25 protein-coding genes and 1 riboswitch are annotated in these 24,306 nt (G+C 35.7%); of the genes, 13 read left to right on the top strand and 12 right to left on the bottom strand.

Annotation, left to right across the window (positions count from 1 at the left end):
- Positions 1–81: 81 nt before the first annotated feature.
- Complete coding sequence (locus BFJ97_RS12790) at positions 82–1,356, top strand: SMI1/KNR4 family protein (RefSeq protein WP_068985042.1); 1,275 nt, start codon at positions 82–84, stop codon at positions 1,354–1,356.
- Between the two features lie 13 nt (positions 1,357–1,369).
- A complete protein-coding gene (locus BFJ97_RS12785; RefSeq protein ID WP_068985041.1) occupies positions 1,370–2,545 on the top strand; it encodes a DUF4272 domain-containing protein in 1,176 nt (391 codons plus the stop codon).
- 224 nt (positions 2,546–2,769) lie between these two features.
- Here BFJ97_RS12785 and BFJ97_RS12780 read toward each other — a convergent pair whose 3' ends face one another.
- From BFJ97_RS12780 to BFJ97_RS12765, 4 genes are all read right to left on the bottom strand, one after another.
- Complete coding sequence (locus tag BFJ97_RS12780) at positions 2,770–4,194, bottom strand: erythromycin esterase family protein (RefSeq protein ID WP_068985040.1); 1,425 nt, start codon at positions 4,192–4,194, stop codon at positions 2,770–2,772.
- A 122-nt stretch (positions 4,195–4,316) separates the two neighbouring features.
- Positions 4,317–4,547 carry a hypothetical protein gene (locus BFJ97_RS12775; RefSeq protein WP_068985039.1) on the bottom strand — a complete coding sequence of 77 codons (231 nt, stop codon included), beginning with the start codon at positions 4,545–4,547 and terminating at the stop codon, positions 4,317–4,319.
- Between the two features lie 248 nt (positions 4,548–4,795).
- A complete protein-coding gene (locus BFJ97_RS12770; RefSeq protein ID WP_068985038.1) occupies positions 4,796–5,149 on the bottom strand; it encodes a hypothetical protein in 354 nt (117 codons plus the stop codon).
- A 23-nt stretch (positions 5,150–5,172) separates the two neighbouring features.
- Positions 5,173–5,868 carry a DUF2225 domain-containing protein gene (locus BFJ97_RS12765; protein ID WP_068985037.1) on the bottom strand — a complete coding sequence of 232 codons (696 nt, stop codon included), beginning with the start codon at positions 5,866–5,868 and terminating at the stop codon, positions 5,173–5,175.
- 697 nt (positions 5,869–6,565) lie between these two features.
- Between BFJ97_RS12765 and BFJ97_RS12760 the strand changes: the two genes are divergently transcribed.
- From BFJ97_RS12760 to BFJ97_RS12750, 3 genes are all read left to right on the top strand, one after another.
- Positions 6,566–6,793 carry a hypothetical protein gene (locus tag BFJ97_RS12760; protein WP_068985036.1) on the top strand — a complete coding sequence of 76 codons (228 nt, stop codon included), beginning with the start codon at positions 6,566–6,568 and terminating at the stop codon, positions 6,791–6,793.
- A gap of 78 nt (positions 6,794–6,871) precedes the next feature.
- Positions 6,872–7,648, top strand: a complete 777-nt coding sequence (locus BFJ97_RS12755; RefSeq protein WP_068985035.1) for a Cof-type HAD-IIB family hydrolase — start codon at positions 6,872–6,874, stop codon at positions 7,646–7,648.
- Positions 7,649–7,792: 144 nt separating this feature from the next.
- Entirely contained in the window at positions 7,793–8,389 is a 597-nt protein-coding gene (locus tag BFJ97_RS12750) for a DedA family protein (RefSeq protein WP_068985034.1), read from the top strand.
- Positions 8,390–8,441: 52 nt separating this feature from the next.
- Here the strand turns inward: BFJ97_RS12750 and BFJ97_RS12745 are convergent, their stop codons facing one another.
- Together BFJ97_RS12745 and BFJ97_RS12740 are read right to left on the bottom strand one after the other, a co-directional pair.
- Positions 8,442–9,179 (bottom strand): cyclase family protein, encoded by a 738-nt coding sequence (locus BFJ97_RS12745; RefSeq protein ID WP_068985033.1) that lies wholly within the window; start codon positions 9,177–9,179, stop codon positions 8,442–8,444.
- A 118-nt stretch (positions 9,180–9,297) separates the two neighbouring features.
- Positions 9,298–9,401, bottom strand: a riboswitch (SAM riboswitch).
- 146 nt (positions 9,402–9,547) lie between these two features.
- On the bottom strand, positions 9,548–9,946 hold the full coding sequence (locus tag BFJ97_RS12740) for a hypothetical protein (RefSeq protein WP_068985032.1): 399 nt from the start codon (positions 9,944–9,946) through the stop codon (positions 9,548–9,550).
- A gap of 140 nt (positions 9,947–10,086) precedes the next feature.
- On the opposite strand from BFJ97_RS12740, the gene BFJ97_RS12735 reads away from it, so the two are divergent.
- Positions 10,087–10,629, top strand: coding sequence for an SMI1/KNR4 family protein (locus BFJ97_RS12735; RefSeq protein WP_068985031.1), 543 nt, complete (start codon positions 10,087–10,089; stop codon positions 10,627–10,629).
- Positions 10,630–10,710: 81 nt separating this feature from the next.
- Here BFJ97_RS12735 and BFJ97_RS12730 read toward each other — a convergent pair whose 3' ends face one another.
- The gene (locus BFJ97_RS12730) at positions 10,711–11,895 is read right to left on the bottom strand and encodes an MFS transporter (RefSeq protein WP_068985030.1); all 1,185 of its coding nucleotides are present in this window, start codon (positions 11,893–11,895) and stop codon (positions 10,711–10,713) included.
- 110 nt (positions 11,896–12,005) lie between these two features.
- On the opposite strand from BFJ97_RS12730, the gene BFJ97_RS12725 reads away from it, so the two are divergent.
- Positions 12,006–12,389, top strand: a complete 384-nt coding sequence (locus BFJ97_RS12725; protein ID WP_068985029.1) for a winged helix-turn-helix transcriptional regulator — start codon at positions 12,006–12,008, stop codon at positions 12,387–12,389.
- Positions 12,390–12,458: 69 nt separating this feature from the next.
- Here the strand turns inward: BFJ97_RS12725 and BFJ97_RS12720 are convergent, their stop codons facing one another.
- Complete coding sequence (locus BFJ97_RS12720) at positions 12,459–13,304, bottom strand: aldo/keto reductase (RefSeq protein WP_068985028.1); 846 nt, start codon at positions 13,302–13,304, stop codon at positions 12,459–12,461.
- Positions 13,305–13,582: 278 nt separating this feature from the next.
- On the opposite strand from BFJ97_RS12720, the gene BFJ97_RS12715 reads away from it, so the two are divergent.
- Positions 13,583–14,023: a VOC family protein gene (locus BFJ97_RS12715; protein WP_068985027.1), complete on the top strand. Its 441-nt coding sequence runs from the start codon at positions 13,583–13,585 to the stop codon at positions 14,021–14,023.
- 68 nt (positions 14,024–14,091) lie between these two features.
- Here the strand turns inward: BFJ97_RS12715 and BFJ97_RS12710 are convergent, their stop codons facing one another.
- The 4 genes from BFJ97_RS12710 to BFJ97_RS12695 all read right to left on the bottom strand — a co-directional run bounded on the left by BFJ97_RS12710 (position 14,092) and on the right by BFJ97_RS12695 (position 19,071).
- Positions 14,092–14,706, bottom strand: a complete 615-nt coding sequence (locus tag BFJ97_RS12710; protein WP_068985026.1) for a response regulator transcription factor — start codon at positions 14,704–14,706, stop codon at positions 14,092–14,094.
- On the bottom strand, positions 14,675–16,264 hold the full coding sequence (locus BFJ97_RS12705) for an ATP-binding protein (protein WP_068985025.1): 1,590 nt from the start codon (positions 16,262–16,264) through the stop codon (positions 14,675–14,677). Before BFJ97_RS12705 ends, BFJ97_RS12710 begins: the two co-directional genes overlap by 32 nt.
- 75 nt (positions 16,265–16,339) lie before the next feature.
- Entirely contained in the window at positions 16,340–18,307 is a 1,968-nt protein-coding gene (locus BFJ97_RS12700) for an FtsX-like permease family protein (RefSeq protein WP_068985098.1), read from the bottom strand.
- 29 nt (positions 18,308–18,336) lie between these two features.
- Positions 18,337–19,071 (bottom strand): ABC transporter ATP-binding protein, encoded by a 735-nt coding sequence (locus BFJ97_RS12695; protein ID WP_068985024.1) that lies wholly within the window; start codon positions 19,069–19,071, stop codon positions 18,337–18,339.
- Between the two features lie 554 nt (positions 19,072–19,625).
- Between BFJ97_RS12695 and BFJ97_RS12690 the strand changes: the two genes are divergently transcribed.
- From BFJ97_RS12690 to BFJ97_RS12670, 5 genes are all read left to right on the top strand, one after another.
- Positions 19,626–20,294: a response regulator transcription factor gene (locus BFJ97_RS12690; RefSeq protein WP_068985023.1), complete on the top strand. Its 669-nt coding sequence runs from the start codon at positions 19,626–19,628 to the stop codon at positions 20,292–20,294.
- Positions 20,291–21,643, top strand: a complete 1,353-nt coding sequence (locus BFJ97_RS12685; protein ID WP_068985022.1) for a sensor histidine kinase — start codon at positions 20,291–20,293, stop codon at positions 21,641–21,643. Before BFJ97_RS12690 ends, BFJ97_RS12685 begins: the two co-directional genes overlap by 4 nt.
- Before the next feature lie 268 nt (positions 21,644–21,911).
- Complete coding sequence (locus BFJ97_RS12680; protein ID WP_068985021.1) at positions 21,912–22,823, top strand: ABC transporter ATP-binding protein; 912 nt, start codon at positions 21,912–21,914, stop codon at positions 22,821–22,823.
- Positions 22,820–23,530, top strand: a complete 711-nt coding sequence (locus tag BFJ97_RS12675) for an ABC transporter permease (protein ID WP_068985020.1) — start codon at positions 22,820–22,822, stop codon at positions 23,528–23,530. Before BFJ97_RS12680 ends, BFJ97_RS12675 begins: the two co-directional genes overlap by 4 nt.
- Positions 23,530–24,267 carry an ABC transporter permease gene (locus tag BFJ97_RS12670; protein ID WP_068985019.1) on the top strand — a complete coding sequence of 246 codons (738 nt, stop codon included), beginning with the start codon at positions 23,530–23,532 and terminating at the stop codon, positions 24,265–24,267. Before BFJ97_RS12675 ends, BFJ97_RS12670 begins: the two co-directional genes overlap by 1 nt.
- Positions 24,268–24,306 lie beyond the last annotated feature (39 nt).

Raw genomic sequence — 24,306 nt, 5'->3', positions numbered from 1 at the left:
AGTAGAGAATCTATAAATAATAGTAATACTTGGTGCAAACTTAAATAAAAGTATCTTTCTTAACGTGGGGGAGGAAATAGGATGTGGATTGAACGTTGGCATCATTTATTAAAACAGCTAGAACAGCAAGGGGCCTGGGTACATCCGCTTGAGATTAAGCCTGTAGCTACAGAGCAAGAGCTAATAATAGTAGAAGAGCGGCTTGGCGTTCGAATTCCTTCTGAGTTACGTGATTTATTACGACATTGCTCTCAACAAGTGGGGGTGTATTGGTCATTACCAGACGAGGCGCTGCTTCCTATTGAACTAGATAATACGCCTTCTGGTGACTTCGGTTGGAGCTTGGAAGAGCTAGATTTCCCTTGTTTTGGGGGAGATGATGAAAATTTAGACGAACAACTATATTTACAGTTTCATACGGCTGGCAACGGTGATGCGCTCCTTATTAGGATTGAGGATGGCTCTGTTTGGTATTGGAGTCATGAGGAGGATGAATTTGATCTACTTGCAGGGGGCTTTCATAATTATATAGAGCGAGTTACGACTTTAGGGTGTATAGGAGCAGATTGTGGACAGTATCGACAGTTTTGTAGTGAGGGTGGATTGGATTTAAGCCTAACTAGCTCTCAAATATGGCTAAAGTGGCTTGAACAATTTTTAACACTAACTGTTAAGCAAGCGATGTTCAATTTAGAGTCATTATTAATTTATGTATCCATGCATGGGGTGAAAGATGCTAGTATACAGGAAGCCTTTGCGCAGTTTGATGCATCGAAAGTGTATCATGCACTTCGGAGTAAAATTGAACAAGCACTGCCACCAGCTGATAAAAAAGCTTGGAGTGAAGTATTAGTAAATGTCTGTGCAGTGGAGGCAAGAGACTGGGTAAGAACGCTTTGGAAAGACCAAAATGATTTCCTTAGCTCAATTCGTGATTTTTTAACAGCCTATTGTCTACCAGCAGAAGAAGGGTTATCTCTTGTTCTTCTAGATATCGAGAAACAGAAAATTGATGCCTATACAGCTTTACATCGACTACGCCATTTCCATAATCCAAAAATTATAACGTGGATGAAGCATTATGTTGCATTTCCTATAGATGGGTGGGACACACTTTTTTCGGAATCACAGCCAAGTGCAGAGACACTATTTGAATGGCTAAATGGCAGTGAAGTAGAGCGACTTACGGCTATTCGCACAGTATGTCAAATGATGCAGAAAGGAATGAAACCAACGACTCTTATAGATAAGGAGAAATGGCGACAATTGCTTAGCTTTTGGAAAGAAAATGAAATACTAAGAAAAAACAAACAGCTATTTAGCCAAGCACTCGAAGGTTTGGATAATTCATTGTAAAGGAGAGAGAAGATTGAACCATTTCACGATATTTGCTTCTAAAAATGACATTGATGATATCGAGTTAAAAATTTCAGATGCTTTTGCAAAGGGCTTTGCTATTGTTAAAGGTGAAAATGAGTATTCGATAAAATCCAAAGCATTGTTTAAAAAACATAAATTTATAATAAGAGTCATATCTGAAGACACGAATCCAGATTACTTCACTAAAAACATTCCTGGGATGATGGGGTATTACGATAACATTCCTTTTGAAGATGATCATTTAAAAGAATTAGTGTTGACTCAAATATCCGTTTTAAATACAGTGATTGCTATTGAGTCAGAAAAAGAGATAAATGAAGAGCAGCTGCAGTTATTTTCGAGGTTGTTATCGAGTATAGGTGGCATAGGCTTTTTACCGAATGGCACTTTATTAGACGATGAAGGGGCGGTTATTGTTTATCCTGACGGGCAATCAGGACCATCTGACTTTAGACCCCACGCTTGTACACGAAAAGTAGGGGGACAAGAGGTGTCATCAGAAGAAGGCGAACAAAGAAAAAATAAAACGATAGCATATTTAAAAGAAAAAGCTATTCCATATACAGCTTCCCTTCCTCAACTCCCAACAATAAAGGCTTGTCAGTTTAAAAGCCAAGAAGACATTGCTAGAAGAGCTGTAGCCCTGTTAATTGTCATTCAATTTGCCTGTGATGTAGCGCAAGGTGGAAATGTGGAAGAATCGCGAGACTTTTTCATCAATATGTTACGTACATATAAAGTGGAAGACGATCTAACTAGCAATGAAAGAGACTTTTTACAAGCTTCACAACCAGATGCGCAAGAAGCCATTAATATTTCATGGCAATATGAGGCTTATTGGACGCTTATTTGGGCTCTTGGCTTAGTTGAAGAGCTTGATGTTCCTGATGAAGTATGTGATTGCGAGCATGCCATTAAAGTTGTTTCTAACTGTGAAACGTTTGAACAGTTTTATCTACAAACTGTTATGCGAAGTCAGGAAGTGATTTTGGATGAGGCCGACAAGATTTACAGATACCATTGGGCTTGTGTAGATAGTCGGATAAAAGAACACACAGCTCCTGCGAATATGAATGAAAGTATCGTCATGGAAAGACGTAGAGGGTTGTTCTGGATGATAGGGCATCGCGATGAAGCTTGGGATACAATTTCGATGGATACTTAAATTTTAAAAAAATAGCAAACTAGAAGAATGAACTAGTTTGCTATTTTTATATTCTTATTTTATCCCGCATTAACGGGCAGTAATTTGTCTGTACCGAAAGCGAAAAGTCAGGTACAAGACTGCACTTCCAAATTCAATGAAGGCAAAGAAAGGACTGCCCGTAAAAGCCCGATTGGTAAAGACTAATAATCAGTGGGGATGAAGAAAACCCACTGATTAAAGTTTTACTTTATATAATTTGGTTTACTTACTTTATCAATCAGAAGAATGCCATCATATTGATCGCGTGGAACAAGGCTTTCTTGCATGGATCCCCAGCTATACGATAAGCGTGGCTCAAACATCCATGAGTTTCCTCGTTCATTTTGACGATTGCGTAAGTCGATAAATGTGTATGGTTTATTTGTCGATGAAAGAATATCCTCGATAGATCCTTTTATTGGCGGTAAAACGGCCATAGGTTCACCCAGATTGTCTGATGTTTCACCACCAGCCATATAAAGGCCAAGCACATAGCTATATTTCTTGTAGATATCTGGTAGACGCTCACCCATTAATTTTACCGGATAAGGAGAACCCATTACTTCGGATTGTGTTTTACGAATATGGTCATTATGCGCCCAGACGATAAATTTTTCAGTTGGATAAACCTCCTCCGCTAACCAAAGTAAGTTTTCCATCATTGCTTGGTCACGCCATTCCATTGTCTTATAAAAAGACTCAGGGTTATATTGTTCTAGATCAATATTTGATTGAATGCATAGTTCTACATATTCGTCTGCTAAACGGATACGGTCAGCTAAAGTACGTTCCATAAGCTTTACAATATGAGGCTCGCTCGGATAAGCCGCTTTTAACTCTTTTTCTTTAAGCGGTACTTGTGATTTTACTTGTTTATATACTTCGATAATGCTTGGTTTTGCCTTTTGATAACCCTTTAAATCCTTACCGAAGCTCCATTCTGCAAGTTGCTTCTCTGCTTCACTGAACTGTTTTGCGAGCTGACTATTTTGTAGCCAGTCACCGTTCGTAAATGCACCTTGCTGTTGAATATCGAAGCCTGCTAATTTTAATGGTTGATCTGTATTCTGTGTTTTTTTAGTATATTCAAATAACGGTAGTGTTTCTTTCGACCACCATACACCAAAAATAGCATCCTTCATTGTTTGTTGCGCTGTTTGTTTATCAATTTGACCTTGGGCATTCATGGCATTCCCCATACCACTTTCAAAGGCAAGAACGTTATAGCCCATTTCTTGGTGTAAAAATTGAATAATACGTGTTTTTGCTAGGTTAAATTCAGCCACACCATGAGAACTTTCCCCTAAAAAAACAATACGTTTATCTTGTAATAAAGGCTTAAGCATTTCTAAATCTTCAAATTTATCTGACGAGATTTTTTGTTGACCAACTGTTTCAGGCTGAATAGACGTTAAGCTATAGGCATGGTCGTTTGTCCACTTTTTCCAATCTTGTAATGTCTCATTGGATGTGCGGGCTTGCTTTACTTCCGAATTGTTCTCTACAGCTACACGCTCTTCTAATGCCGGAACTGCTGTTGATGCATTTGATACTCCGTTGAACGCTGCAAAGCTTGTCAACGCAATACTTAATGATAATAAAACCTTACGCTTCTTCCCTTTTGACACTTTCTATCAGTCCTTCTCTTTATTTTAAGGCTAATTATAGGTTGGTAAGTTTAAAGTAAAGGGGGTATTTGTTTAAATTTTGTTTAAATTTGGTTTGTTGTGATAATTTTGGGTTGATTCCATTATTGAGGTTCATCACCAAAACGTGTGGTTGATTTCCGTTCCGACTGGGCGCTTTGTAGCTGTCGCTTTGCTTTCGCTACAGATAAAACATTTGCCGCTGACGCTTCGCTTTCGCGCAGATAAAACATTTGTTGTTGCTGTCGTTGCACTTTCGCACAGATAAAACATTGCTGTCGCTTCGCTTTCGCACAGAGCAAAGCTTCCTGGGGGCGTCCGATGAGCCGCTTCACTCGCGTTGCTCGCTCCAGGGTCTCGGGCCTACACGATGTAGGTTACGAAGGCGTTATCACAGGACGTGATGCTCTTAGCCTTCGTTCCTCTACCGCTGATCCCCAAGGAGTCACCCAGCCTCCACTCCAATCAACTTATTTACATAGTATATGTTTTAACAAATGTCATCCAAAACTTTTGGTGATGAGCCATTATTGAATCTATTAAGTAAGTGCAATGATAGAGCACGCTTTGGAGATGCTATTTATTATTTATAGTGATACGTGCTAGCTCTTACATTATTTCGTTGTATTTGGTTGAACCATGCACGATCCTTTTCCTCTTGCTTTAATGTGTTAACGATGGTTGATGAGCAGCTAACACAGATTTTTGCTTGAGTAATCTGTCCACATCGTTCACAAGGTGCGCCTAAATTAGGAAAAATTGATTTTTTTAATTTCCCTGATTTTACCCATTTATAAAGTAGCTCGGATGAAACCCCTGTTATTGCAACTACTTCATCATTCGTTAAATAGCGATTATTTTTTCTTAGTAAAAAATGATGTAATTCTGAAAAAATATCTTCTTCTCTCACATCAATTCTTTTTGTAAATAGCTGCATGTCTATTCCGCTCCTCGTTTACTTCAGTTGATGATTTCGCTTACACCTTCATTCACATTAATAGGCTCCACGTCATATTTATAGTTTTCCCAACGATTACGTGCTATTTTTCGATATTTATTGGAAACATTTCGGTCCGCAATTAATCGAGAGAAACCTTTCTTCGCTTCAGTAATATCACCAAGTCGGAGGCTTATTTCAGCATGCAAAAATTGAATTCGTTCTCCGCCCTCTTGATTGGAAGCAAAAGATTTACTGTAAAAGTCTCTAGCCGCAAAGAGGTAGTGCATTTCCGATTGATCATCATTTTTTAAGCGATACAGCCAAGCTATTTTCAGGGCGAAATTGGCCATAAGAAGTGATTCTTCCATGGATGCTCTTGATACAAGATAAGCTAATTTAAAGCTTATAATGGCATCATCGATAGTACGTTCCTTACATATATCCATAGGTTTTTGGAGTTCTTTAATGTACAGCTCATCAATAAGAAGCATAAAAGGCCCATAAGTTCTTGTCATAGATTTGTGATAGGCATAGCCACAATGCGGACAAACAGCAACTTCATATAACAGCGGATTTAAACCTTCATAGACTGGCATGAAGTCTGTTTGCTCATCGACTACTTTATAACGATTGGGACGTACTTTATATGTGGTAAAATGCTTTTTACAAAACTTGCAATCCACACTACTTTCATAGTAGTAAATGTTAAATGCCATAAGAATCAACTCCTTTACATCCAATTAGGTTATTATTTCTTTTGTTCTATGTATACGATGATTATATCGTCCAATATGTTTAATTAACTATCTTCTATATTAACAATTCTGTGTTCTTTGGTATACTCCTTTAGAATTATAAAAATTAAAATGAGCATTATTTTTTTAGTCTTTTGAAATTGTGAAACGTATTCGTAATAGTATTTATCTGTGCAGTTGAAATAAGTTACACATTTATTTTAGTTTGTAAAATTATGTACAAATGTTTAACTAAATTGCTGCTAATTTTTATATTTTACAATAGCTTATATAGGTTAAATTAACTATCTGTAATATAAGAAGAAAAATGCCATCTTTTCAATTATTCATGTAAAATTAGAGATATACTGATTAGGTAAATATAGGGATATTTTTGACTAAAAAAGGATTCTTAAGTGAAGAGACAGTGACAATGAAGCAGCTTGAACTTGTTTTGCATTTTCTAATTGGAATCATCAACAAAAGTAGGGAAGCGTATGCCATGTATATAAGTTGATTGGAGTGGAGACTGGGCGACTCCTTGGGGATTAGCGATAGAGGAACGAAGGCTAAGAGCATCACGTCCTGTGATAACGCCTTCGTGACCAACATCCTGTTGCCCCGAGACCCTGGAGCGCAGCGAAGCGGCTCATCGGACGCCCCCAGGAAGCTTTGCTCTGTGCGAAAGCGTAGTGCTAACGTAGCGGCAGCAACTGGGTTTTGTCTGTGCGAAAGCGAAGCGGCAGCAACAATGTTTTATCTGTGCGAAAGTGCAACGACAGCAACAACAAATGTTTTATCTGCGCGAAAGCGAAGCGTCAGCGGCAAATGTTTTATCTGTAGCGAAAGCAAAGCGACAGCTACAAAGCGCCCGGTCGGAACGGAAATCAACCACACGTTATGTTGATGATCCTCTGATTAATGGAAATGGATAATAAATTTACACACCCGGTTAAAAATTATATAAAACGATAAGGAGCAAACGATGGATTATAAAATTGTATTTTTTGACGTAGATGGAACGCTTGTTAATTATGAAGATGGCTGTATAGAAGAAAGCACAAGGAAGGCTATACAACAATTAATAAACAAAGGAATTCGTATTGTTGCTGCTACAGGAAGACCTTTATCGATGTGCCAACAGTTAAGAAACATAGGAATAGAGACGTTTATTACGGCTAATGGCGCGTATGTTAAGCATCAAGATCAAGTAATACATAAAATACCTATTGCAAAAGAAATTGTCCAAGTAGTTAAGGCTTTTGCTGAAGAAAATAAACAAAGTCTCTCGTTTTTTACAGAACAATTATCGATGAATAACGTCCAAGAGAAAGAGACATTAACAGCTATGCAAGAGACATTATCTTTGCTAGAGTTTCCCGTTATTAATGAAGATATTTTAACGCAAGAGGTATATTTAATGTGTCTATATGCCGATGAGGAGATAGAGAGAAGATATGCATCACAATTCCCTCATTTATTGTTCAAAAGATGGCATCCGTACATTACAAATGTTTTGCAGCAAGATGTTTCCAAATCGATTGCTGTTCAAGCTGTACTAGATTATTTCAACTTGAGTCCTAAGGAAGCACTTGCTTTTGGGGATGGAGATAATGATATCGACATGCTGGAACAGGTTGGCTTTGGTATTGCAATGGGCAATGGTAGTGAAGCCTTAAAAAATGTCGCTGATTTTATAACGAAGAAATCAACTGATGGTGGTATTGAGTTTGCTCTACGTGAGCTACAAATAATAGTTTAAGAAAACTATATTTATAGCATGGACTAGCCACTATACGTTGGGGAAAACTTTATGAACGTTATAATACTCATAATGCTGTCTACTTTGAGTTATTATAAAGCTAACATTGAAAAGAAATCATTATGCTTTAGGTGGGATGGATTTATGGCGCATCATGTGCAATCTCTTATTGAACATTACGGGTATTTTGGCATTATTCTTATCCTAATTGGAGGGATTGTCGGGCTGCCACTTCCTGATGAGATATTTTTAACCTATGTAGGATATAGCGTATATCGAGAAACTCTCTCGCATATTCCAGCTCTAATCAGCGCTGTGGTAGGTGCGGCAGGGGGAATTACCTTAAGCTACTATATAGGCTATAGATTCGGGCTACCATTATTGCGAAAATACGGTCCAAAAATCCATATTACTGAACAGAAAATTGACGTTACTAAAAAATTATTTGCAAAAATAGGACCGATATTATTAGTAGTCGGATATTTTATTCCTGGTGTACGTCATCTAACAGCATATATTGCGGCTATTAATAATTATCCTTTTAAAAAGTTTGCTTTCTTTGCTTATACGGGAGCAATTATATGGACATTTACTTTTATTACCTTAGGAGAAGTACTTGGGGAGGAATGGCGGTATGTTGGGTTATATTTATCCCGCTACAGTATGTATCTTATAGCATTGTTCATCATAATAATTTTGATGGTTTATTTTATTTTTAAAAAAAGGAATTCACCTAAATAAAAAGGGTCTGATTCAATACCTATCATGGTTTGATTCAGACCTATTGCTATTTTTAAGGCACTATTGCAAATGAACGCACAGGGAATCCAGAGGCCTTTTCAGGTTTTGGTACAATATTGAAAATAACAGCACCTTTAGGAGGTAGCTTATCCAAGTTTGTCATAAGTTCAATTTGGTAAGTATCTTGCTCAAGCACAAAATATTCGCCATCTAACTTACCGTTTTTACGAAAATCAGCTGCTGAATCCGTATCAAAAGTTTCGTGACCAATCGCACTAACGTTTCGTTCGTTGAATAAAAATTGTAACGCTTCTAATCCCCAGCCAGGAATATGATTATTACCATCAGCATCTTTGTTGCTGAAAGCCTCTTTATCTGGCCAACGCTTACTCCAATCAGTACGAAGCGCAACAAAGGTACCCGCTTCAATTTCCCCATATTCAGCCTCAAAGTCAAGAATATCTTGGATACTTAATGTGTAATCGTTATTAATTTCGGCTGCCTTAGATTGATCAATAACGATTAGTGGTAGGACAAGTTCTTTTAACGCCAATTCTTCTAAAAAGCGTGTATTTCGCACAAAATGGATAGGTGGATCGATATGTGTTCCATATTGCCCAGGGAAAGAGAATTGTTGCGCAAAGAAACCATCCTCATGGGAAAATAATGTTTCAAATTTTGCATCATCAAACATAAAGAAATGCGGTGAATTAGGACCAAATGTATGTGTTAAATCTATCCATTCTTTCGATTTCAATAGTTGAAGTGCTTGTAAAAGGTCGTTTGTCATAATATTTTCCTGCTTTCTTGTAATTATTTTTGGATGCTTAGACTTTGCTTACTAGTGAATATAAAAAAGAGCCCTCCTTGTAGAAAGAGGACCCTTGTGCAAAGCAACTAAGTAAGTCTTCTCATCTTCAAGGCTGATTTCGCCAATTGGAATTAGCACCATACCTATAGGCTGGTTGCTGAGACATCATAGGGCCAATCCCTCCGTCTCTCTTGATAAGAAAAAGTAATATAAGAATTTTCAGAAATAGATTACGAATACTTTAGCATATTTATTTATAGTTTACAAGTTCAATAGGGATACATAGTTAAAAAATTTCCAGAACCTTCATAGTGTCAATTTGTAGTAATTTATAGATTGGATGGAACTCACCAGGTCAAATTTAAGGTGAGCTTACAACAGTCACTGTCAGTAAATATTATACGGATCCCATCTGGTGTATAGTTAGTTTCGAATTTGATGGTAATACCTGTCGACGCAATTAATTTTTCAACTTCTGTTTTATTTGACAGTTGTGCTGCGTTCATCAGATCATGGGCAAATTGCTCGGATTCATCAATTTTATCCGTAAGTAATTGTGCTTGCTGCATAATGGCCTTAATTCGTTTCGCAGAAGTCTTCAATTTATTTATATTGACGGGTGGGAATGGATTGCTGTTTGCTGGGTTCGTCGGCATTGCTAGATATCTTGAAGGTTGTTGAGTGGCCATTGCCCATGTTGGATAATAGTTAGGGTAGACAAAATACGGATAAGGATTGTAATACAACTAAATTCCTCCTATCCTATAGTTGATACCTTATCTTATGTATAAAAATGTTTTAGGTGTTAGTGACTGATGTGAAAAACCTAGGACTGTAGGGGATTAGGGAGAAAAGATTTTACTCTGAGATAAAAAGGGGTTTAAAGATGAATATTCGTGAATATATAAAAAAAGGTTTTGAAGTTTACTACGAGCACTATAATCAGGTTTCGGAAGATGGATTTTGCAGATGGATGCGTCCGGATGTTCCTGTTGAGATGAAATTAGCAGATACTGATGAAGAATGGTCAAGATGGAAGCTGGTCCCTTCTATAGTAACGGAAGATGATATTCAAGCTTTAGAAAAAGAGTTCGGACCTCCATTTCCTGAATGGTATAAAGCTTTTATTTCAACGTATCACCATTATTTTGATGTCATACCGGAACAAAGTGTTGATGAGCCTTTAAATAACGTTAGAGATATGTATAATCCATCGTTATGTAGTTTAGGATATCTTCCGTTTTCATGGGATGAAGAGTATGGAAAAATATTTTGCATTGATTTAAATGACAATGCAGATGAAGAAACTTGTGCAATATATGAAATTGAACATGAAGTTTTATTTGATGATAACGCCGATATTAAAGCGTCATTAGACTATCTGTATCCAAATTTCAAGGCATACTTTGATGCTACGTTCCTTAAATAGGATGAATAACAAAAGGAAGCCCTGGCTATTGTTAAAGCTTCCTTTCATCATTTTATTCTAATTAAATACATAGCAAGGGATCTATTGCTTCTTTCTATCAAAGAGTAACCATAGGAACGTAGTAGCCGCGGCAATCATCACCATGCCGAATCCATATATAGGAGTATGAGATAATGATTGGTGGCGAACAATGATTCCTCCAATGTACGATCCTAGAAAAATACCAATGTTAAAGGCTGAAATATTTAATGCTGAAGCCATTGAAATAGCTGATGGTATATATTTTTCTGAAAGCTGAACGGCATAAAGCTGTAATCCCGGTACATTCATAAACATAAATAGCCCCATCATAAAGACCATTATTAATCCAACGATTGTTGATTCTAAAAAGAAGTTGATGCCGAGTAGTGCTAATGCTAAGCCTATAAAGATAATAAAGATAGCACGTAAAGGGTTATTATTCGCAAAACGACCACCTAATGTATTACCGATGGCAACACAAATACCATATACAACTAAGATTACGACAATTGCCTTTGGTGAGTAGCCCATATACTGCTCTAAAATAGGAGAAACATAGGTGTATACAACGAATGCGCCACCATATCCAATTGCAGTAATAAAGAGAATTAAGAGCATTCTTATATTCCCTAATACTTTCCCGATATCTCGAAAAGATATTGGATTCCCTTTAGATAATTGACTAGGTACAAGCAGGGCATTACTAATTAATCCAATAATACCTATGATAACTATGAAAATAAACGACATTCGCCAATCAGTTACTTGTCCAATAAAAGTTCCTAGTGGGACACCAGTCACAGTTGCTAATGTTAGTCCTGTAAACATAAAAGCTATTGCACTTGCTCGTTTATTAGGTGCCACAACATCTGCAGCTATAACAGAGGCGATGGACATAAACACACCATGTGCCAATGCTGAAATAACACGCCCAGTTAGTAGTAATGAGAATGAGGGTGCTAAGGCTGCAAGTAAGTTACCGATAATAAACAGTACCATAACGAGCAGTAACACATTTTTGCGACTAAGGCGCGATGTTAATGCTGTTAAAAGCGGTGCACCAATAGTTACACCTAGTGCATATATGGATACGGTTAAACCTGCAGTACTTAATGTTATATCAAAATCTTTTGTAATTAATGGAAGAAGTCCGACGCTTATAAATTCTGTAGAGCCGATACCAAATGCACTGATTGCAAGTGCGAGTAATGTTAGTTTGGCATTCGGCACTTTTGTATCTTTCATTCTAATAATATCTCCTTTGATTTTTTTTATAGTATATAGTAATATTCATATACATCTAAAAGTCATATAGGGTACTTTTAGTTACTTTTGAATATTACAGGGGGTTTACAATGAAAAAAGTTTATAATATTGGTGTTGAAGCCACTCTTGAAGTCATTGGGGGCAAATGGAAACCTATTATTCTTTGTCACCTTAACCACCATGGTAAGATTCGTACGAATGAATTTCGCCGATTGATTCCAGGCATTTCGCAAAAAATGCTAACGAGCCAATTACGTGAATTAGAGCAGTCTGGGTTAATTAATCGCAAGGTTTTCAATCAGGTACCGCCAAAAGTTGAATATTCGTTAACACCTTATGGTCAAGAGATGGACCCTGTGCTGAACATGCTTTGCACTTGGGGTGAAAAACATATCGAAGTGCTACAAGATAAAGGTGAAGATGTACTGTTAATGCAACGTGATGAAGATATCGCGATTAAGCATACATCTTAAATAGATTGGAAAGAGACTGTCTAAGAGAAGAAAATAAGACAGTCTCTTTCACGTTTACATAGCTATTGTTTACATGACAAAATCAAACTCATCTGGGTTTGGTCCAACACGTTGATCTAGATTCATGGCGTTAATGATTGCCATCTCTTCATCAGTTAGTGTGAAATCAAAAATATCAGCGTTTTGAATCATACGTTCTTTGCGCACAGATTTTGGAATTGTGACGATACCATTTTGAATATCCCAGCGCAAGATAACTTGAGGATTTGATTTCCCGTATTTTTCAGCTATTTTTGAAATAGTTTCATTATCAAGAAGTCCACCTTGCATTAATGGTGCCCAAGCTTCCACTTGGATATTGTGCTCTTCGCAGAATGAACGTACTTCAGTTTGTTGTAATCGTGGATGAAGTTCCACTTGGTTAATAACTGGTTTGATACGAGCTATTTTAAGAAGATCCTGTAAGTGTGAAACTTGGAAGTTACATACCCCGATAGCTTTAATTTTCCCTTGCTCGTATAAATCTTCGAGTGCTCTCCAAGCTTCGGCAAATTTATTTTTACCTGGCCAATGAATGAGATATAGGTCTAAATAATCTAGCCCTAATTTTTCTAAGCTGTCTTCGTATGCTGCAATTGTCTCTTCATAGCTCAAGCCATCGTTCCAGACTTTAGACGTAATAAATAAATCCTCACGTTTTAGACCTGTAGATGCTAATGCTTGTCTAACTCCTTCACCGACACCTGCTTCATTACCATAAATAGCCGCAGTATCAATACTACGGTAACCAACCTCAATCGCATTTTTCACCATTTCTGCTGTAACATCATTCGGTACTTGGAATACGCCTAGCCCCATACCAGGCATTTGTAAGCCGTTATTTAATGTAATTTTATCTTGTAAATGATTAATCATTGTTCTGTCCTCCGATTTTTATTAGTGCTTCGTTGCTTACTTATTATGCTTTCATGCCAATGCAAAATAAAGTACGCACTTTTTGGTTTCATAGAAACGTGGAGGTTACTTTTGTGAGATATCAAAGGTTCATCGTAAGAAATTTTTCTTTGTCCACATGGTTCAGCTTTAATAAAGTATTTAGTCTGTAGCAAAATGAGTGGTTTACAAAGGCGAAAAGGGAATTCAATGCTAAAAAGAGAATAAGTAATTAAGACTTTTATAAAGGAGATCGTGAGATGAACCGTTTAAATTTAATCACATTGGGTGTAAAAGATATGGTCGAGTCACTTAGATTTTATCGAGAAGGTCTAGGATTTGAAGTGATTGTTTATGGGGAAGAAACAAATCCTGATGTTATTTTCTTTAATAATGGAGGAACAAAAATTTCCTTGTTTCCGATTGACCGTTTAGCAAAAGATATTAACGAAGCAAATCCACCAGCGATCGGCAACGGCTTTAACGGAATGACACTTGCTTATAACGGAAAGTCTAAAGAAGAAGTTGATCAAGTATTTGATTTGGCTAAAGAAGCAGGAGCAACAATCGTGAAGGAACCCGAAACAGTATTCTGGGGAGGCTATAGTGGCTATTTTCAAGATCCAAACGGCTATTATTGGGAAGTGGCCTACGGAGACATGTGGCAGTTTGATGATAATGATATGTTGATTATTACGTAAAACCATATATGTGACATTTCAGAGCATGACTTCATCATTGTGATTGTCACGCTCTGTTTTTACATTTGTTAATAATTTGGCTGAATATAGCCTAATTTTATTCCTTTTGTCACTGCCTCTAGCGAGGAGGACACATCTAGCTTATTAAATATATGCTGAATATGGTTTGAAATTGTACGTTCACTTGCAAATAACATAGATGCAATTTCTTTACGCTTATATCCATCGCATAGCAATTGTAATATTTGTTTTTCACTGTCGGTCAATTCCTCGATATAATCCGCGGGTAACGGAAAATAGTAGGTACCCTCATTAATTTCTACTAAAGTTTGTAGTAACTTATCTGGCATAATGTTTTTATTAATAAACCCGCTGACGCCAATTTTTTGAGCTTCATACCGATAAACAGGCAAATCATACCCTGTTAATATGACTATTTTTGTAGAACATTTATTAGCTAAAATGTTCTTTGCTAATCCTAGTCCGTCCTCACTACTGATGTTACTTAAATTTATATCTATTAACGTAATTGTAGGTTTAAATTCATTGATAATTGAAATGACATTTTCAATATTTTGTAATGAATGAAATTGTTCTATTTCAGGGGAATCTGCTAAGACAATCTCAAGACTTTTAGCAAACAGAGCGTGATCATCTATTAATAAAATATTGATAGGATTCATCTCCTTTCATGGGAATAACAATAGTAATACATAAGCCAGAAGGAGAGCATTTTGAAATTAACATGTTGCCATTCAATAAAAATAACTGCTCTTTGATAGAAGCCCAACCTCTATGGTCATTAGGTTCATAATTTTCATGATCTACTTGACCAATCCCATTATCCTTTACTATAAGCTCTATTTCGTCATTATTCAGTGCAAGTTTTACTACCAGATTAGTACATTTAGAATGTTTGAACGCATTTGTTACTAGTTCTTTTACTATTCGATATATAACTAAATGATAAGGTTCAACTAAAAAGAAATCATCATTGCAGTTAAATGTGATGTCTATATTTTTATTTCCAAATTTCTGCTGAATCATATTAATTAAATTACTATAATTTTCTTTTAATGTGAGCGTTTTTAATATGGTTGGGTGATATTCCTGCATCTGTTCACGGATAGACAAGTTTAAGTCATCCAGCGTATTCACGATTATTTCACGAACCTCTTGTTTATTAGATTTATTCATCATATTTTTAACGGCTAATATATCCTGTAATATTTCATCATGTAAATAATTTGAAAAAGAAACTTTTAACTTCTCTTCTTTAACTATCTGTATAAGATGCTGTACGTAAGAACTTTCAGGGAATGTTTTTGGTTGTTCTGTATCAAAATATAGCGTTTTAGTTTTAATGTCATGAAATAACAAGGTGAAATAAAGCAACACAAACCAAAAAATTGTATGTAGGATAATAAAATAGGTAATCATATTGAATTGAAACAACATGCCAAGTGAACTAATGAAAACGAGAAAACATAACAATATTAGCCCCATTTTATATTCTTTTAAAAGAAAATACTTCCTCATAAATTTATGGTTTTTAAAAGCAATTGCGTGGATACTAAATAAAGGTAAAAAAATGACTGTATACCATCCAAAATTATTTAAGTGTTCAGGGCTATTTGCAAACAACACAGCATATCCAAAAAGGGGAACTATAAGAATCGCAACAGATTGAAGTAAATGCTTTTTTTCATTTTTTAAGACAAATATAATTCGTTTTCGATGCTTCAAAAATAGAAAGACCATGCAAGTGAAACTTACAATTATTTGAAATGAAAATAGAAAGGCGAACAGTGTATCATTAATCAATTTTGAAATGAGTGTTAATAGGCATATCATTTTTAAAATCGAATCTTTTTCTTTTTTATAAATATAGTTGGAATCTTGGAAAAAGAACACGAGCAAAAATTGTACGGTCATATATAGAATGACTACACTAAGTACTATGCTTAGTGTATAAAAAAAGGGATTTCCATTAAGGGTAAGTAAAAATTGCCATGCTGTAAGAATTAACAAATTAGAAAATTGCGATAGTGTTTTATTTTCTTTAATATTTATAAAATGGATATATGCTCCGTAGAAAACCATAATCGTTATAAGTATTAATGGTAGTATTTTTGTTGTTCCTATAATACTTTCCTGCAAAAACTCATAGCATAAAAAAATAATTAAAAAAAGTTGATGTATTAAAATAAAAAGTTGTTTGTGTTCATAGTACTTTTTCATCCATTCACATACCTTTACTAGATTACATACAGATAAAGCTGATGCATGTACATCAGCTATATCTGTAATTTTTTACTATTTACTATTAAAAATAATTTTATTACATGCTTGTTTCGTTAACAAATAATAAATGATATATACTAGAGTGAAAACTATGACTGCGAATAGAATAGGTAATATAAAGGCGCTGTTTTTTCCTAATAAGTCGTCCATTAAAGCGGTTTTGTAAGTGATTACTGCAAAAATACTGTGTGCTAATCCTAATACATAGGGGATGCTAAAGATCGCAAAAACTTCTTTACTAATTATTTTTTTTACTTTTTTCTTGTTATAGCCCATTCTTTGTAGAATAGTAAACTCATCTTTTTTTGACATAGCATTTGATAGATTTTGGAAATACAGAATGCTACCTGTTGCAATAAAAAAGATAATTGTGACGAAGCTAATAAGTAAGAATGTTGAACTATTTTGTTGGATAAGAAAATCTACTTTTTGGTAGCTACTTGAAAAATAGTTGTTATTTTTAAATAGCGGAGCTAAGTTTTCGTAAACTTCTTTACTTTCCCTCATATTCGTCCCATTAATGCTGATTATCGTCTTTTCTGGTAACCCGAAGGATTTTACTTCTTTATAAAGTTTGTCCGATATTATAAGCGTTCCGACACTATTGGCAAATCCTATTGGGTTAAGTAATGTCGTGTCTTTGACTTTTATATCTACGCTATTTGTAGGTGTTAAGTTTAAGGTATAAATATTCCCTTTATCTAGCTTCTTTTTGTCAGGTCGATATTTAACTAAAATACTTTCATTTTCACTTAAATTTTCGAATTCTACATTTTTTCCCTGATTACGTATTAGTTCCTTATAATCTGATTCGGAGATGAGATCAAACCCTGGCTCTTCCTTAATACTGTATTCTTGGGGTAAATTATTAGAAGGCGATGTTATATAGATAATAGTTGTTTTTTTGTGTTTCACATTTTCTTTGCCAGCAGTACCCTCTGCAATTTTGATTGCCTCAGTAGCCAGTTGTTTGTCCTCCACCGGGAATTCTATAGCTGACGGAATAATACGTTCTGTGGCAACAACTGGATGGTAAAGAGTCAGGACTGTAGAGCCTAATAAAGCTAAAGTTCCTGAAACTAATAAAGTTAATAAAATTAAAGTCTTTGCCATTGAACGGATTTTAAAAATAAAATTTGGAATGATAATAATATTGGATTCGTTATAAAACCAACTTTTCCTCATCTTTAATTTTTGAATAGCGAATGGTAAAAAAGAATGAATAAAGAAAATAGTACCTAGAACTACACTTATCATTGTTACAAGTGCAATAGGTGAAAAACCTATTGTTTTCCACAACGATTGAGTTCCTCTTGTCATATCAAGCGCTAAGAAATAGCCGAACAAAATAAGAAGTAGACCAATGAACGAGAAAGCTGTATTAATTTTTATTTGTTTTTCTTCCTTCTTATCCAATCGTACTAACATCAGTAACGAACTTTTCCGAAGGATTATCCAGTTTGATAATAATAAGACAGCTAAAATAGCGAATATAAAAATAAATGTAAATACAACAGCGTTTATATTAATAAATGGAATTTCGGAAGTTTCAATTTGTAATTTTAATAATTTGACGATCGCTCCAACAATTCCTTTATGAGCAACAGCACCAAGAATGATTCCAACAATTAAAGCAGCGAAACAAATTAAAATATTTTCGAGCGTTAATAGTTTTACCATAGTCGACTTCCGATACCCTAAGAGCGAATAAATCCCAAGTTCTTTCGTTCTTTTTTTCATAAAAAAGGTATTAGAATAAGACATATAGAATAATACAAATGCCATAACAAACATCACTACTACTCTTGACATTGTTTCTACTCGGCCATCTGACGAAATTTTCTCCAAAACAATACTGTTCATGGAAAATGAAATAAAGGAGAAGAATACCGTCAGTACAAAGGCTACAGAAACGAAATAAAACGAATAGAAGGAAAAATTATTCTTCAAATTCTTTTTTGCAATTGTTAATAATCCCACCATGATGCATTCCTTTCACCCTTTAGTCTTTATTTAGAGATTTCCTTTAATATTTCTTCAAAAAATTGTTTTCTGGTTTGATTGTTTCTTTTTAATTCCTTTATGATATTTCCATCTTTAAATAGCAGAATTCTACTTGAAAAACTTGCTGCATAAGCATCATGAGTTACCATTAAAATAGTAGTATGGAGTTCCTCATTTACTTCTCTTAACTTTTGAAGTAACTCAGTTGCAGAGTGTGAATCTAATGCGCCTGTTGGTTCATCAGCAAATAAAATACTTGGCTGTTTCGCAATTGCTCTGGCTGCGGCAACTCTTTGCTTTTGCCCGCCAGAAAGCTGACTAGGGTACTTTGATAATTGTTCGAATATCCCAAAACGCTTTGCTAAATAGTTGATCGTTGAATCTATTTCTTCTGGAGATTTGTGCAGTAAAGTAAGGGGTACTGCAATATTTTCCTTTACGGATAAGCTATCAAGTAAAAAATACTCCTGAAAAATAAAGCCTAAATGATCCTTTCTAAAATCAGCAGATTGGTTATCATTGAGTGTTTTTATATCAACACCATCAATTAAAATTTCACCATCTGTAGGCGTATCAATCGTAGATAGAATATTTAATAAAGTTGTTTTTCCTGATCCAGATGCCCCCATAATTCCAACAAATTCACCAGATTGAATGTCAAAAGATACTTTATTGAGTCCAAGCACTTGATTTTTGTTATAAATTTTTGTCACATTTTTTGCGGATACTAATGTATTCATCTTTTTTGCTCCCTTCATTCCATCAGTACGTCAAGTTTATTATTCAATCCGAAAGGACACATGAGTAAAAAACGCAATCTTTTTGGCAATGGAGATGGGAGAGATAGTAAGAAGAGCTGTTACATAAATTTCAAATAGAATAAATAGTTGAAGGCTCTTCACCAAAAGTTGTAGATTTACATTTGTTAAGGTATATGCCTTTTATCTTCATTCAGTAGAAGACTCCCACCTCTGAAGGTAGTGAGATAAATGCGGATGTGGTTTCCGTCAATAGGTTTCCAACCTCTACTGAATGAAGATAAAGCCTCCAGCGGATGTCACGGATTTTCAAAGGAATGAATTGTGCTGGCACAATTCAAAATCCGGACGCAATTACGCCAAGGCGAAATTGATATAAGTTGATTGGAGTGAAGGCTGGACGCCCCCAGCCGGAACGGAAATCAACCACACGTTAGGGTGAAGACCCTATTTGAAATTATATAATGCAAAATATGGTTTTTTAGTATAACGTTATTTTTAAGGCTATATGAATACATAGAATAGGAGGATGAACATTGTTTCGCATATTGTACATAGAAGACGAAAAAGAGATTGGCCAATGGGTGACGAAGGATTTAACCGAAAGGGGCTATGAAGTGACATGGCTAGAATCTGGTGAAGAGGTCGATCAGCACATAGCCTCTAAGGATATCGCGATATTGGATGTGATGCTGCCTGGATTAGACGGCTTTTCAATTGGTAAAAGAATTAAGCGAGAAAATAAAGAAATTCCTATTTTGATGTTATCAGCACGTACGGCTGTGGAGGATAAAATAGAGGGGCTTAATTTCGCAGATGACTATTTAACGAAGCCATTCCATCCTGATGAACTAGTAGCGCGTGTGGAAGTATTGTTAAGAAGATATCAAAAGAACGACGATGTACTGGATCTTCAGCATCTTAAAATTTTTACGAAAGAAATGCGAATCATGAATACGCAGACAGATGAAGAGGTTCAATTAACAGGCAAGCAGTTCTATTTATTTCAATATTTTGTTCGCCATTTAAATCAAATCCTAACAAAGGAACAGCTTTATGAGGGTGTCTGGGGTGAAAGCTACATAGAAGGCGATAAAACATTAATGGTGCATATTCGATACTTAAGAGAAAAAATAGAAATAGATCCAGCGAAGCCGACAATTATTGAAACTATTCGTGGTATTGGCTATAGGGTGAAGCTATGAAATTTTTCCGATCATTATTAGCTAAGTATATGTTGATTATTTTTTTAGCCATCTCTATTGTTCAATTATCATACTTTGCTATTGCTGCTTTTGTGTTTGGAATAGGAAAAACTGATTTTTCAAGTGAAGTTCTCAGGGAAAGCGAAATAGAGGAAAAATGGCATGCGGAAGCTAAAAGTATAAAAATCATTACAGAGGAAACAATTACTCAACGTTTTGAGGATTGGCAGAAGCAATATCCAAAAGCTTCTATGTTTTGGGTAAGTGAGGATGGAACTTTACTCACAAAAGTGAATGTGGAGGAACAGATTCCATCCAAATGGACACCAGCGTATACTACAAAATTTATTAAAGAGCGTTATGGTGGTGATCCGTTTACAGTTATCGCTTTTTTAGGAGATGACGAGTCCAATGGATTTATTGTTTTTGAAATGCCAAAAGAATTATTTAAACCACCACTTGTGAATGTTTATGAAAAATATGGTGCCATTATATTATTGGGTGTTATTTCCATTATTTTATTTTTCATTGTAGTTTCCTTTTTATTTTTCAGAGGGATTCGGAAAAGACTATTGCACCTTCAAGAAGCGATGGAAATTCGTGATGTAGATGGCTTACCTATTGAAACGAAGGTCAAAAAGAAGGACGAGATTGGTCAACTTGAACAAAGCTTTAACCGAATGGTGTGTGAGCTTAGGGAGAGTAAAAATCGTGAGCAGCAGGAAGAACAGCTACGAAGAGAGTTGATTGCTAATCTATCACATGACCTACGTACCCCTTTAACGAAAATTAGAGCGCAATCTTTTTCTCTCAGCAAAGAGGAACTATCAGAAGAGGGGCAACAGGCTATTAAAGCAATGGAAATTTCGATTGTAAATATCGATGCTTTAATAGAAAATTTAATGTCCTATACTTTACTAATGGCTAGTAAATATAAATTTGAACAAAAAGAAATCAACGTTATACGATTTGTACGTGAGCAAATGACAACATGGTATCCGGTATTCGAAAAAGAAGGCTTTGAAATCGATATTGAGGTACATCCATTTGAGAAAAATGAGTGGCAAGTTGATCCGATTTGGCTTGGGCGTATATTTGATAATTTATTTCAAAATGTATTACGCCATGCAAATAGCGGGAAATATATTGGCGTGGAAACTGAATCGACGGAGCACTATGATGCATTTATCATTAAAGATCACGGAAACGGCATGAAAAATGAATCCAATGCTAAAGGTGCGGGCATCGGCTTATCTATCGTTGATATCATGGTAAAGGGCATGGATTTAGACTGGGATATTGAGTCAAGCGAATCCGGCACAAAGATTAAAATTAAACACTACAAATAGAATAATTTGTGAAGCATGTTAAGGCATGCTTCATTTCAGTAATGTCCAAACAGTATGCCAGCAAAGCTTATGGCATGCTGTTTTTTGGATTCCTAATCCATGCAGACTCCTTGGGGATTAGCGGCTCATCGACACCCCAAAGAAAGCACCCAGCCGGAACGGAAATCAATCCACGTTATGATAAAGTGTCTTTTTTAAACAAAATTTAAACTTGGGCCTTACCTGTTTTTAACCTTCATTACTTATGATAATGACAGAGGTGAGGATAATGGAATATATCGTACAAACAGAAAATTTATCAAAAAGCTTTGGTAAAGAGCAAGCTGTATCAAATATAAATTTAAAAATACGTAAAGGTGAAATATATGGATTTTTAGGACCGAATGGAGCGGGAAAAACGACGACGATTCGTATGCTTCTTGGGCTGATGAAGCCATCTTCGGGGACAATTAAAATCTTCCAAAAAGATTTAACGAAAGAACGAATAAATATTTTAGCAAAGGTCGGTTCATTAGTAGAGAACCCTTCCTATTATCCACATTTAACGGCCTATGAAAATTTAGAAGCGTTAAGAAAAATCTTGGGTGTACCGAAATCACGCATCGATGAAGTACTAGAGATTGTTCGTTTAAAGGATGTTGCCAATAAAAAAGTAAAGGGCTTTTCACTTGGGATGAAGCAACGTTTAGGTATTGCAGCATCCTTGTTACACAATCCTGAATTACTTATTTTAGATGAACCAACGAATGGTCTTGATCCATCAGGTATTATCGAAATCCGTAATTTGATTAAACGATTGCCTTCAGAATATGGAATGACGGTTATTATTTCAAGTCATTTACTATCAGAAATCGATCAAATGGCTACACAAGTGGGGATCGTTACGAAGGGAAAAATGATTTTCCAAGATTCAATTGAAGCAATGCGTAGATTTGCTCAGCCAAAGGTATTAATTAAGGTGAGTAATGGCGAAAAGGGATGGCGTTCACTAGTAGCAAATGGTATTAAGGCAGAACATAAGGATGACCTGATTTTATTCGATGAATGCTCAGATGAAAAAGTAGCACATATTGTACAAATCCTCGTACAAGAAGGCATTTCGGTATACCGAGTAGAGGAAGAGAAACGATCATTAGAAGAGATTTTCCTTCAAATGACAGCAGGAGAGCAAGCGCTATGATAGGAAAACTATTAACTTCTGACTTTTTGAAAATTAAACGCAAAGGATTATGGTTTTTAACAGCTTTAGGACCCATAGGTGTTGTTGCCCTACAAATGGTGAATTACGGCGTAAGGAAGGACTATTTGTTAGAGCAAAGCGAGGACGATTGGGGCTACTATTTATTAAATGTTCATTCATTTACACCGCTTGCTATTGTTTTAGGGATTGCTATTTTAACTTCATTTATGGCAAGCATTGAAAACGAAACAAATGCTTGGAAGCAATTAATTGCACTACCTGTCTCAAAATTAACGGTGTACTTATCGAAATTCACAGTGCTAGCCATTTTATTGTTTTTGTCTTCCACGTTGTTAATGTTAGTTACGATGGCTTATGGCGTGTTTTTAGATTTAGGTGATAGCATACCAATTGGGGAAATTGCTAAATTTAGTTATTATCCATATTTTGCTGCGTTGCCAATATTGGCACTTCAGCTTTGGATTGCAAGTGTTTGTCATAATCAGGGGATACCAATAACAGTAGGTATTTTTGGCGTGATTTTTGCCTACTTATCATATTTTTTACCTGATTGGATGATTTGGAAATGGCCATCGTTAATGAATCAATGGGATGAGCCGATTATTAATGTCATGCTTGGAATAGGCATTGGTATTGTACTGTATATTATCGGAACGATCGATTTTGCTAGAAGGGATGTAAAGTAATGGGATCTATACTGAGCGCTGAATGGTTTAAATTGCGAAAATCTAAAATGGTGCCATTAATTTTGGCAGGACCTATAATCGGACTTTTTATAGGATTAGCATCAAACACTATGAATGGTTTAATAGGTTCTGAAATTAATGAATGGTACGTCTCTTTAATTTCCATGAATTTAACATATGCATTATTATTCCTGCCTTTAATTTCAGGAGTATTTGCGAGTGTTATTTGTAGATATGAACATCAATCGGGTGGCTGGAAACAACTTTTAGCATTACCTGTTACAAGAGGGAAAGTATTTGTTGCAAAGTATCTATTAATTATGCTTCTTGTGTTGGCGATGCAGGTACTATATTTATGCTCTATATATGCAGTAGGTCTTATAAAAGGCTACACAGATCCTTTCCCAATGGAGATTGTATGGAAAAGTATTTTTGGAGGATGGGTAGCGACATTGCCATTAGTCGCGTTGCAGCTGTGGACGTCCGTTATGTTTAAAAGCTTTGCTGCTCCATTTGCCGTAAACGTCATTTTTACTTTACCTTCTATCTTAGCAGTCAATTCCAAACGTTTTGGACCTTACTATCCATGGGGTCAGCCCTTCTTGATGATGAATGTTGGTGGCGATACAGGTGAGGTATTCTTTGTGCCTTGGGATCAATTATTAACAGTTGTAGGCGGAGGGTTCTTACTGTTTTTCCTTGGAGGATATTTATACTTCCAACGAAAAGCTGTATAAAGTGAATTTTAAACAGTGGGGATTTACTTCATCTTCACT

The sequence above is a fragment of the Lysinibacillus xylanilyticus genome (genome assembly GCF_001708185.1).
GTDB classification, from domain to species: Bacteria; Bacillota; Bacilli; order Bacillales_A; family Planococcaceae; genus Lysinibacillus; species Lysinibacillus xylanilyticus_A.
This window is presented reverse-complemented; position numbering and strand designations above follow the sequence as displayed.

Excerpts from the sequence above, each read along its gene's own strand:
- BFJ97_RS12765 (WP_068985037.1), bottom strand. The coding sequence starts at position 5,868 with ATGGCATTTAACATTTACTACTATGAAAGTAGTGTGGATTGCAAGTTT.
- BFJ97_RS12695 (WP_068985024.1), bottom strand. The coding sequence starts at position 19,071 with ATGAATACATTAGTATCCGCAAAAAATGTGACAAAAATTTATAACAAA.
- BFJ97_RS12770 (WP_068985038.1), bottom strand. The coding sequence starts at position 5,149 with ATGCAGCTATTTACAAAAAGAATTGATGTGAGAGAAGAAGATATTTTT.
- BFJ97_RS12730 (WP_068985030.1), bottom strand. The coding sequence starts at position 11,895 with ATGAAAGATACAAAAGTGCCGAATGCCAAACTAACATTACTCGCACTT.
- BFJ97_RS12745 (WP_068985033.1), bottom strand. The coding sequence starts at position 9,179 with ATGACAAACGACCTTTTACAAGCACTTCAACTATTGAAATCGAAAGAA.
- BFJ97_RS12685 (WP_068985022.1), top strand. The coding sequence starts at position 20,291 with ATGAAATTTTTCCGATCATTATTAGCTAAGTATATGTTGATTATTTTT.
- BFJ97_RS12710 (WP_068985026.1), bottom strand. The coding sequence starts at position 14,706 with ATGAATCCTATCAATATTTTATTAATAGATGATCACGCTCTGTTTGCT.
- BFJ97_RS12705 (WP_068985025.1), bottom strand. The coding sequence starts at position 16,264 with ATGAAAAAGTACTATGAACACAAACAACTTTTTATTTTAATACATCAA.
- BFJ97_RS12750 (WP_068985034.1), top strand. The coding sequence starts at position 7,793 with ATGGCGCATCATGTGCAATCTCTTATTGAACATTACGGGTATTTTGGC.
- BFJ97_RS12675 (WP_068985020.1), top strand. The coding sequence starts at position 22,820 with ATGATAGGAAAACTATTAACTTCTGACTTTTTGAAAATTAAACGCAAA.
- BFJ97_RS12725 (WP_068985029.1), top strand. The coding sequence starts at position 12,006 with ATGAAAAAAGTTTATAATATTGGTGTTGAAGCCACTCTTGAAGTCATT.
- BFJ97_RS12715 (WP_068985027.1), top strand. The coding sequence starts at position 13,583 with ATGAACCGTTTAAATTTAATCACATTGGGTGTAAAAGATATGGTCGAG.
- BFJ97_RS12720 (WP_068985028.1), bottom strand. The coding sequence starts at position 13,304 with ATGATTAATCATTTACAAGATAAAATTACATTAAATAACGGCTTACAA.
- BFJ97_RS12790 (WP_068985042.1), top strand. The coding sequence starts at position 82 with ATGTGGATTGAACGTTGGCATCATTTATTAAAACAGCTAGAACAGCAA.
- BFJ97_RS12680 (WP_068985021.1), top strand. The coding sequence starts at position 21,912 with ATGGAATATATCGTACAAACAGAAAATTTATCAAAAAGCTTTGGTAAA.
- BFJ97_RS12735 (WP_068985031.1), top strand. The coding sequence starts at position 10,087 with ATGAATATTCGTGAATATATAAAAAAAGGTTTTGAAGTTTACTACGAG.
- BFJ97_RS12670 (WP_068985019.1), top strand. The coding sequence starts at position 23,530 with ATGGGATCTATACTGAGCGCTGAATGGTTTAAATTGCGAAAATCTAAA.
- BFJ97_RS12755 (WP_068985035.1), top strand. The coding sequence starts at position 6,872 with ATGGATTATAAAATTGTATTTTTTGACGTAGATGGAACGCTTGTTAAT.